This window comes from Bradyrhizobium sp. UFLA06-06, assembly GCF_054820065.1.
This window is the reverse complement of record NZ_JADFUD010000082.1, coordinates 22501-32322: the sequence shown is the minus strand read 5'-3', so window position 1 is coordinate 32322 and position 9822 is coordinate 22501. Positions and strand designations below refer to the sequence as shown.

Below are 9822 nucleotides of genomic sequence, written 5' to 3'. Positions count from 1 at the left end.
AGCCAGCATGGTGAATCAGAAACACACTGATTTGGGAATCCCAAATCGATTCAACCTAAACCCATCCCGCTTTAGTCGGCGCGCGCCGCTCCAGGAGCGTCCAGCAGGCGCTGCATGAACACGAGATCGAGCCAGCGGCCGAACTTGCGTCCGACCTCCGGCATCCGGGCGACCTCGACGAAGCCGGCCTGCGCGTGCAGCCGGAGCGAGGCCGGATTGCCGCCGTCGATGCCGGCGATCATGACGTGCTTGCCGAGCGCGGTGGCCGCAGCGATCAGCTCGTCGACAATGACGCGGCCGAGGCCGCGGCCGCGATGATCGGCATGGATATAGACGCTGTGCTCGACGCTGTAGCGGTAGCCCGGAAAGGCCCGGAAATCGCCGAACGTGCCATAGCCGAGCACCGTCGTCCCCTCGACGGCCACCAGCACCGGATAGCCGAGCGCCTGCCGCGCGTTCATCCAGGCCAGCCGCTCGGCGTCGGAATCCTGCTTCTCCGTCCAGATCGCGTTCGAGTTGGCGACCGCCTCATTGAAGATTGCGGTGATCGCAGAAATGTCCTGCTCGGTGGCGGGGCGGATAATCATCGGTGGTTCCTTGACGGGCCTCTTGAACGGACCCTATCGTCTACTATATAAGACGGTATGTCAATTATAGAGGACAAGGCCGATGAGGCTCTCGGGCGGCGGGTTCGCGCCGAACGGGAGGGCCGCGGCTGGTCGCTGGCGGACCTCGCCGGACGGGCAGGCGTGTCCAAGGCCATGCTGAGCAAGATCGAGCGGGCGGAGGCAAGCCCGACGGCGGCGACGCTGTCGCGGATCGCCACCGCCTATGGCCTCACCATGGCCGCGCTGTTCGAGGTTGCCTCGCACAATTCCCGCCTGCAGCGGGCCAAGGATCAGCCGGTCTGGCGCGATCCGAAGGCCGCCTATCTGCGGCGGCAGGTGTTCCTGCATCCGGCCAATCCGCTGGAGCTCGTGGAGATCGAGCTGCCTGCAAGGCAGGAAGCCGGCTTCCCCGCCAGCGCCTATCACCTGGTCCGCCAGGTGGTGTGGGTGATCAGCGGCCGCCTCACTTTGATGGAAGGGGCGGAGCGCCACGAGCTCGCTGCGGGTGACCGCGTCGAGCTTGGTCCGCCATCGGACATCGTCTTCCGCAACGAAACGGCTCAGCCCTGCCGCTACCTTGTCGCCATCGTGCGGCGCTGAGCTTCATCGGGCGAAATCGCAGACTGCGGCTCTTCCGTTTTGGAACCAAGTGCCCACATCTGCGGCAAGCCTAAAAAATGATGGCGACGACCAGAGGCTGGTTGAGGAACGTCAACGCGGCCCGCGGAAACCCAATGAAGATGCCGGAACCATGCCTGAATGGGTGGTGACGGCAGGCCGAGGGAAAACGAATGAACATTGAGAAGTACACCGAGCGCGCGCGCGGATTCATCCAGTCTGCCCAATCGCTCGCAATGCGCGACGGTCACCAGCAGTTCTCGCCGTCGCATCTGTTGAAGGTGCTGCTGGACGACAATGAGGGACTCGCTGGCGGTCTGATCGACCGTGCTGGCGGTAATTCCAGAGCAATCCTGAAAGCGACCGAAGAGGCGCTGAACAAGCTGCCGAAGGTCTCGGGCAATGGTGCCGGGCAGGTCTACCTGTCGCCGGAACTGGCGCGTGCCTTCGATGCGGCGGAAAAGGCTGCCGACAAGGCCGGCGACAGTTTTGTCACCGTCGAGCGGCTGCTGCTCGGGCTCACGCTCGAGAAGGGCAGCGAGGCCGCCTCCATCCTGAGCAAGGGCGGCGTCACGGCGCAGAACCTGAACGCGGCGATTGAAGCGCTGCGCAAGGGCCGCACCGCCGACAGCGCGACTGCCGAGAACGCCTACGACGCGCTGAAGAAATATGCCCGCGACCTGACCCAGGCTGCGCGCGACGGCAAGCTCGACCCGGTGATCGGCCGCGACGAGGAGATTCGCCGTACCATCCAGGTGCTGTCGCGGCGGACCAAGAACAATCCCGTCCTGATCGGTGAGCCCGGCGTCGGCAAGACCGCGATCGTCGAGGGCCTGGCGCTGCGCATCCTCAACGGCGACGTGCCGGAGAGCCTGAAGGACAAGAAGCTGCTGTCGCTCGACATGGGCGCCCTGATCGCCGGCGCGAAATATCGCGGCGAGTTCGAGGAGCGCCTGAAGTCCGTCCTGCAGGAGGTCTCGACCGCCGAGGGCGGCATCATCCTGTTCATCGACGAGATGCACACGCTGATCGGCGCCGGCAAGACCGACGGCGCGATGGACGCCTCCAACCTGTTGAAGCCTGCGCTCGCGCGCGGCGAGCTGCACTGTATCGGTGCGACCACGCTCGACGAGTACCGCAAGCATGTCGAGAAGGATGCCGCGCTGGCCCGCCGGTTCCAGCCGATCTATGTCAGCGAACCGACGGTCGAGGACACCATCTCGATCCTGCGCGGCCTGAAGGACAAGTACGAGCAGCATCACGGCGTGCGAATCACCGATTCCGCGCTGGTGGCCGCGACCACGCTGTCGAACCGCTACATCACCGACCGCTTCCTGCCCGACAAGGCCATCGACCTGATGGACGAGGCGGCGGCGCGGCTGAAGATGCAGGTCGATTCCAAGCCGGAAGAGCTCGATTCGCTGGATCGCGACATCATCCGGCTGAAGATCGAGCAGGAGGCGCTGAAGAAGGAGAACGATGCCGGCTCCAAGAGCCGCCTGCAGACCCTGGAGAAGGAGCTCGCAGGGCTCGAGGAGCGGTCGACGGCGCTGACGGCGCGCTGGAGCGCGGAGAAGAACAAGCTCTCCAATGCCCAGAAGCTGAAGGGCGAACTCGATGCGCTCCGCGTCGAGCTTGCCAATGCGCAGCGTCGCGGCGAATTCCAGAAGGCGGGCGAACTGGCCTATGGCCGGATTCCCGAGCTGGAAAAGAAGCTCGCCGATATCGAGGCAAGCGAAAGCGGCAAGCAGAACGGCGGCGAGATGATGGAGGAGGCGGTCACCGCCAACCACATCGCGCAGGTCGTCTCGCGCTGGACCGGCGTGCCGGTCGACAAGATGCTCGAGGGCGAAAAGGACAAGCTCCTGAAAATGGAGGACAGTCTCGCCAGGCGTGTCGTCGGCCAGGCCGAAGCCGTGCGTGCGGTGGCCACCGCCGTGCGCCGTGCCCGCGCGGGCCTGCAGGATCCGAACCGGCCGACCGGCTCGTTCATGTTCTTAGGCCCCACCGGCGTCGGCAAGACCGAGCTAACCAAGGCGCTCGCCGCTGACCTGTTCAACGACGAGACCGCGATGGTCCGCCTCGACATGTCCGAGTTCATGGAGAAGCACTCGGTCTCGCGGCTGATCGGCGCGCCTCCCGGCTATGTCGGCTACGACGAGGGCGGTGCCCTGACCGAAGCCGTGCGGCGCCGGCCCTACCAGGTCGTGCTGTTCGACGAGATCGAGAAGGCGCATCCCGACGTCTTCAACGTGCTGTTGCAGGTGCTCGACGACGGCCGCCTGACCGATGGTCAGGGCCGCACCGTCGACTTCCGCAACACGCTGATCATCATGACCTCGAACCTCGGTTCGGAGTTCCTGGTGAATCAGCCGGAAGGCGAGGACACCGCGGCGGTCCGCGATCAGGTGATGGGCGTCGTGCGGGCGCATTTCAGGCCGGAATTCCTGAACCGCATCGACGAGATCATCCTGTTCCACCGCCTGCAGAAGAGCGAGATGGGCCGCATCGTCGAGATCCAGTTCGGACGGCTGACCAAGCTGCTCGAGGATCGCAAGATCGAGCTCACGCTCGATGCGAAGGCGCGGGATTGGCTCGCCGAGAAGGGCTGGGATCCGGCTTACGGCGCCCGTCCGCTGAAGCGGGTGATCCAGCGCAGCGTGCAGGATCCGCTGGCCGAGATGATCCTCGCCGGTGAGGTCAAGGACGGCGATCACGTCGTGATCTCGGAGAAGGGCAACGTGCTGACCTTCAACGGTCAGGTGCCCAAGACCGCCGAGATCGTGCAGTTCGAGGCTCCGGTCTCGAAGCGCAAGCTGAACTGACGGCGCAACACCAGAATCCTCCCCGCAGGTCGCGGGGAGGATCTTCATTTGCGAATCACTCCTGCGGGACGATCGGCGGCGAAGGGCTGGCGGGCTCGTCGTCCTCGGCCGACTCGAGCTCGGAAAGGATATCGACCAGTTCGCGGGCACGGCCGGTGGCCAGCGGCCTGCCGGCATTGATCAGCGGTTCGTCATTGGCGAGCCAGGCCTGCGCCTCGGCAAGCTCGGTGATGGTTGCTCCCGACGCAATGATCCTGGCAATCGTGACGTCGTCGGTGTGGCCGACGGCCTTCAGCACATCGTCGCGGGTGAGCTGGGTCATGGTGCAAATCCTTGTGCATATCTTCGTTGAGCGCAACCAAACCCTCCCCGCCGGCGATCCGCGCCAGCGGGTAGGGATGGATCTGTTCAAGGCCTCAGCTGTGCGTCGTGAGCCGAGGCGGATGCTGGGACATCACCCAGAGCTCGATCGCCGCAAGGACCGCGACGGCGATGCCGATCACCACGTGCACGGTCGTCGCGGTGGTCATTCCCTGGAAACCCAGGACCCAGGGCGAGACCAGCGCCCAAAGCCCGACGATGAGGTTCAGCCACTCCTCCCAGACCGCGAATGCCGCGAGCGCGGCGATCGCGAGGCCCGCCATCGCGAGGCCGACGATGTAGGCGTTGGTGGAAACCGTTCCGGCGTCGAACTTGAACAGCCACGGCGATAGGAAGAGAATCGCGCCGAGGATCAGGTTGGCGACATCGCACAGTTTTGCATTCGTCCAGTTCTCCATGACACCCTCCATTGGAGGTTTCACTGACGAATCAACTGGATGGTCGCCGTTCGGGTTCCCATCTCACGAGCGAAATCTGATGGAACTGGCGCCCTATCGCATCATCAGCGGTTGGTGATGGAGCGGGTCTGCGATGTCGAGCTCGTGGCGTCCGAGACGATTCGCGAGCTGCCGCGGCTGGACATCTGGGCCTCGATCCGGTCGCGCTCCTTCTCGAAGTTCGCCAGCATCGGGCCTTCGAGCGAACGGCCGCGCGGCAGCTTCACGCGCATCGGGTCGACGAATCGGCCGTTGACCAGGATTTCGTAGTGGACGTGCGGGCCGGTCGACTGGCCGGTCGAGCCGACGAAGCCGATCACCTGGCCCTGCCGCACCTTCTTGCCGATCTCCATGCCCTTGGCGAAGGCCGACATGTGGCCGTAGGCCGTCTCATAGCCATTGGCATGCTTCATGCGGATATATTTGCCGTAACCGCCCTCGTATCCGACCTTCTCGAGCACGCCGTTGCCGGACGCGAAGATCGGCGTGCCGTAGGCGGTGGCCCAGTCGACGCCGGTGTGCATCTTCACATAGCCGAGGATCGGGTGGCGACGGCCGCCGAAGCCCGAACGCATGATCGCGTTGTTGACCGGCTTGCGCACCAGGAACTTCTTCGCGCTCTTGCCGGTCTCGTCATAGTAGTCGACGAGGCCGTCGTCCGAGCTCTGGAATCGGTAGTATTTCTTGGTTTCGCCGCCCACGGTCAGCGCGGCGTAGAGCACTTCGGTCTTTTCGGTGCTGGTGACGCCCTCGTCCTCGCCGGCAAAGAACACGTCGAACGAGTCGCCGGGCTGTACCTTGCGTTGGAAATCGACGTCATAGGAGTAGATCTTGACCATGTCTTCGATGACGGTCGGCGGCACCTTGTTGCGCAGCGCGGTCTCGTAAATGCTCTGATAGAGCCGCACGCCGCTGCCATCATCCTCGTCATCGTCGCTGGAATTGTCGGCGGTCTCGGTGACGGTGTTCATGCTCTGCACGTCGACGGCAACGTATTTGCCGAGATCGGACAGCGCGGCGACGGCCTCGATAATGGATTCGTTGGCGACGATCACCCGATAGGGCTGCAGCCTGACATTCGGTCCGGGAGCGGCCGGCGCCATCAGGATTCGGACCTTCTGGCCTTCCTTCAGGCCGCCCTCGCGGCCGCGCGGACCGAGCGTTGCGGCGATCGCCTTCGCCTCGTCGGGCGTTGCGCCCTGATCGCGCAGGATCGAGGTGATGCTGTCGCCCTTCTTGACGAGGTGAACCCGTTCACCGACCGGATTGCCGCCGGTGACCTGCTCTTTGGTCTTCGGCAGCAGGGTGACGTTCTCCGGCACCACGCGGGTCTCGAAGCCGGCATAGGGATCGGAGGTATTGCCCTCGGTGGCGTAGGCCATCCTCATGTCGGGGCCGGCACCACTCGCGTCAGCTGCAGCATTGGCGAGGGAAGCGTAGCGCACCGAGCCGCCGGAGCCGCGCCAGTTGGCGGCGTCGCGGACCCGCATCAGCACGTCGTCGAGCGCGACGACGGCGGCGAGCTTGGCCTTCGGCAGCACGGAGCCGAGATCCTTGGTGACGAACGAGACCTCGGCGTCGGGCTCGGCCGCGGCATTCGGATCCTCGGCCGCCGCCGGCGTGTCGGAGCCGACATCGGTCAGCAGACGCTGCGCGTTGAATGCCGGGATTTTGGCCGACAGATCGCTCGTGGTCATCGAGAGATTGCCGGAAATGCGGATGAAGGGCCGCACCCGCATCACGTCGCGATTGCCGACGCGGGTCACGGTCGACACGCGCACCAGGCTGCGGGAAGCGGAGGATTCGCTGGGCGGCGGCAGGCGGTCGCCCTTGTGCAGGCTGACGACGCGATCATTGCCGGTGAACGCGCCGCGCAGCGCGCCTTCGACGCGCTCCGGCACCTTGGCGAAGGTCATCTCGCCGTCGAGCGACGCAAAAACGGCGCCGCCGATCAGGGCCGCGCCACATAGTCCAGTCAGAATGGTGCCGCTGAACCATTGAACGGAGACGCGGCGGCGATCGATCACCGCAGCCTCGGTGCCGTCGACCGAAAGCGGCGGTTCGTGACCGAGATCGATCATCCCGGTCTCGCGCCCAATGCCGCTTCCGCGTGACGCCCGTTGGCTCAACCCTGCATCCCCCCAAATTCCAGCAACTGCGATCGACCTCTGCTCGTCCTTGTCCCCACCTTGATCCCGTGACGAGGAATCTCGGCAGTGTGGCGAGCCACACGCATCGAATTCGAGAAGCCGATGGCCATTAGCTAGCCGCGATCTCGAACGTCAATGGTGTGCAGATCTCTCGATGTTGCTCGACCGCGAAGGGAAGAGGCGACGGATTCTTGGAGAAAATCGCCTGGTCCCCCAGAAAAACCGCCCCAGCCCCCACAGGTTACGAGCGGTTCAATGCATTCGTTATAGCCAGAACGTCGCAGGATTGTGGCTCAAGTGCGGCATTTGAGGTGGAAAAGCTGCCCTGAAAGCAGGTCGATGCCCGCCGCCCGGCCCGGGGGCGGTTGGAACCCGTTTTGGAGGGCCTCGGGCTCCTCGGCGACAAACTTTTTTTGAAGTTTTTTGCGGCGAGGGCTGGGTGACGAATTTTTACCTCCGACCTAAGCCACGGAAAGCACGAGAATTTCTTCGCACTGCACAAGCGATTTGGGCGTGCGACGATTTGTTGACAATGGCCGTTGACAATCCCGAGGGGTGGGGACTATAAACCAACCACTGAGCGCGGCGCCGCCGGGTCACTGACCAAGGCGAGCGAACGCGCCTCTGATGCTCCTCACTTAGATGAGTGACACAACAGCCGACATCAATCGGTTGGGGTTCATCGTCGGTCGGTGAAGGGTAGAACCACCCTCCAAGGGTGTGGGATCGCCAGATCCCGGGCTGTTTGACAAGTAAAGATGAAGAAAGAGAAACGTGGACGGCGGAGTCCTTGCGTCTCTCGGAATACTTGAAAGCTTCGGCTTTCGACTTTCTGAGGGTGGACGAAAGACTTCGGCGGTACACGTTTTAAAGGTTACACCATCGCTGCACACGATGTGAATCGTCAGCAGCTCGCCGGTTTCGGCCGGTGAAGAATGGTGGGACCTCGTCAAACGTTGTGATCAGCCGGTTCAAAGTTCAAGTCCAACTTGAGAGTTTGATCCTGGCTCAGAGCGAACGCTGGCGGCAGGCTTAACACATGCAAGTCGAGCGGGCATAGCAATATGTCAGCGGCAGACGGGTGAGTAACGCGTGGGAACGTACCTTTTGGTTCGGAACAACTGAGGGAAACTTCAGCTAATACCGGATAAGCCCTTACGGGGAAAGATTTATCGCCGAAAGATCGGCCCGCGTCTGATTAGCTAGTTGGTGAGGTAATGGCTCACCAAGGCGACGATCAGTAGCTGGTCTGAGAGGATGATCAGCCACATTGGGACTGAGACACGGCCCAAACTCCTACGGGAGGCAGCAGTGGGGAATATTGGACAATGGGCGCAAGCCTGATCCAGCCATGCCGCGTGAGTGATGAAGGCCCTAGGGTTGTAAAGCTCTTTTGTGCGGGAAGATAATGACGGTACCGCAAGAATAAGCCCCGGCTAACTTCGTGCCAGCAGCCGCGGTAATACGAAGGGGGCTAGCGTTGCTCGGAATCACTGGGCGTAAAGGGTGCGTAGGCGGGTCTTTAAGTCAGGGGTGAAATCCTGGAGCTCAACTCCAGAACTGCCTTTGATACTGAAGATCTTGAGTTCGGGAGAGGTGAGTGGAACTGCGAGTGTAGAGGTGAAATTCGTAGATATTCGCAAGAACACCAGTGGCGAAGGCGGCTCACTGGCCCGATACTGACGCTGAGGCACGAAAGCGTGGGGAGCAAACAGGATTAGATACCCTGGTAGTCCACGCCGTAAACGATGAATGCCAGCCGTTAGTGGGTTTACTCACTAGTGGCGCAGCTAACGCTTTAAGCATTCCGCCTGGGGAGTACGGTCGCAAGATTAAAACTCAAAGGAATTGACGGGGGCCCGCACAAGCGGTGGAGCATGTGGTTTAATTCGACGCAACGCGCAGAACCTTACCAGCCCTTGACATCCCGGTCGCGGACTCCAGAGACGGAGTTCTTCAGTTCGGCTGGACCGGAGACAGGTGCTGCATGGCTGTCGTCAGCTCGTGTCGTGAGATGTTGGGTTAAGTCCCGCAACGAGCGCAACCCCCGTCCTTAGTTGCTACCATTTAGTTGAGCACTCTAAGGAGACTGCCGGTGATAAGCCGCGAGGAAGGTGGGGATGACGTCAAGTCCTCATGGCCCTTACGGGCTGGGCTACACACGTGCTACAATGGCGGTGACAATGGGATGCTAAGGGGCGACCCTTCGCAAATCTCAAAAAGCCGTCTCAGTTCGGATTGGGCTCTGCAACTCGAGCCCATGAAGTTGGAATCGCTAGTAATCGTGGATCAGCACGCCACGGTGAATACGTTCCCGGGCCTTGTACACACCGCCCGTCACACCATGGGAGTTGGTTTTACCTGAAGACGGTGCGCTAACCCGCAAGGGAGGCAGCCGGCCACGGTAGGGTCAGCGACTGGGGTGAAGTCGTAACAAGGTAGCCGTAGGGGAACCTGCGGCTGGATCACCTCCTTTCTAAGGATGGTTCTTCAGCGAGCTCACGCTCACTATCGAACCGTTTTAGAAACATTCAGGGGCCAACAGTTTCAGGATTGTTGAGCTCCATTGGCGGGATTTCGCCGTCTTCGTTTCTCTTTCTTCGCGGACGAACACGCGCCAGGGGCTGAGCGCTGTGCGGTGCACCGACTTCAGGTCGAGTGCGCGCCGGCATGTCTCTCGTGTTAGGGGCTTGTAGCTCAGTTGGTTAGAGCGCGCGCTTGATAAGCGTGAGGTCGGAAGTTCAAGTCTTCCCAGGCCCACCATTTTGATCGAGTGCGGAGCATTCGTCTTCTGGTACGGGGC

Annotated in this window: 6 protein-coding genes, 2 tRNA genes and 1 rRNA gene (1 of these 9 only partly in view); 5 read left to right on the top strand and 4 right to left on the bottom strand. The window is 62.4% G+C overall.

The window, feature by feature from the left end:
* Positions 1-71 precede the first annotated feature (71 nt).
* Positions 72-587: a GNAT family N-acetyltransferase gene (locus IF803_RS38220; RefSeq protein ID WP_461195744.1), complete on the bottom strand. Its 516-nt coding sequence runs from the start codon at positions 585-587 to the stop codon at positions 72-74.
* A 57-nt stretch (positions 588-644) separates the two neighbouring features.
* Here IF803_RS38220 and IF803_RS38215 point away from each other — a divergent pair, with 57 nt between their 5' ends.
* Together IF803_RS38215 and clpB are read left to right on the top strand one after the other, a co-directional pair.
* A complete protein-coding gene (locus IF803_RS38215; RefSeq protein WP_168858416.1) occupies positions 645-1208 on the top strand; it encodes a helix-turn-helix domain-containing protein in 564 nt (187 codons plus the stop codon).
* Between the two features lie 191 nt (positions 1209-1399).
* On the top strand, positions 1400-4051 hold the full coding sequence (gene clpB / locus IF803_RS38210) for an ATP-dependent chaperone ClpB (RefSeq protein ID WP_461195743.1): 2652 nt from the start codon (positions 1400-1402) through the stop codon (positions 4049-4051).
* 55 nt (positions 4052-4106) lie between these two features.
* Here clpB and IF803_RS38205 read toward each other — a convergent pair whose 3' ends face one another.
* The 3 genes from IF803_RS38205 to IF803_RS38195 all read right to left on the bottom strand — a co-directional run bounded on the left by IF803_RS38205 (position 4107) and on the right by IF803_RS38195 (position 6998).
* Positions 4107-4373, bottom strand: coding sequence for a hypothetical protein (locus IF803_RS38205; protein ID WP_038385289.1), 267 nt, complete (start codon positions 4371-4373; stop codon positions 4107-4109).
* Between the two features lie 94 nt (positions 4374-4467).
* Positions 4468-4830 (bottom strand): SPW repeat protein, encoded by a 363-nt coding sequence (locus IF803_RS38200; protein WP_461195742.1) that lies wholly within the window; start codon positions 4828-4830, stop codon positions 4468-4470.
* A 104-nt stretch (positions 4831-4934) separates the two neighbouring features.
* Positions 4935-6998: a peptidoglycan DD-metalloendopeptidase family protein gene (locus IF803_RS38195; protein WP_461195741.1), complete on the bottom strand. Its 2064-nt coding sequence runs from the start codon at positions 6996-6998 to the stop codon at positions 4935-4937.
* Positions 6999-8004: 1006 nt separating this feature from the next.
* Between IF803_RS38195 and IF803_RS38190 the strand changes: the two genes are divergently transcribed.
* The 3 genes from IF803_RS38190 to IF803_RS38180 all read left to right on the top strand — a co-directional run.
* A 16S ribosomal RNA gene (locus IF803_RS38190) occupies positions 8005-9495 on the top strand.
* 210 nt (positions 9496-9705) lie between these two features.
* Positions 9706-9782, top strand: a tRNA-Ile gene (locus IF803_RS38185).
* 35 nt (positions 9783-9817) lie between these two features.
* A tRNA-Ala gene (locus tag IF803_RS38180) sits at positions 9818-9822 on the top strand; it runs 71 nt beyond the window's last position.

Excerpts from the sequence above, each read along its gene's own strand:
- IF803_RS38205 (WP_038385289.1), bottom strand. The coding sequence starts at position 4,373 with ATGACCCAGCTCACCCGCGACGATGTGCTGAAGGCCGTCGGCCACACC.
- IF803_RS38215 (WP_168858416.1), top strand. The coding sequence starts at position 645 with ATGTCAATTATAGAGGACAAGGCCGATGAGGCTCTCGGGCGGCGGGTT.
- IF803_RS38220 (WP_461195744.1), bottom strand. The coding sequence starts at position 587 with ATGATTATCCGCCCCGCCACCGAGCAGGACATTTCTGCGATCACCGCA.
- IF803_RS38200 (WP_461195742.1), bottom strand. The coding sequence starts at position 4,830 with ATGGAGAACTGGACGAATGCAAAACTGTGCGATGTCGCCAACCTGATC.
- clpB (WP_461195743.1), top strand. The coding sequence starts at position 1,400 with ATGAACATTGAGAAGTACACCGAGCGCGCGCGCGGATTCATCCAGTCT.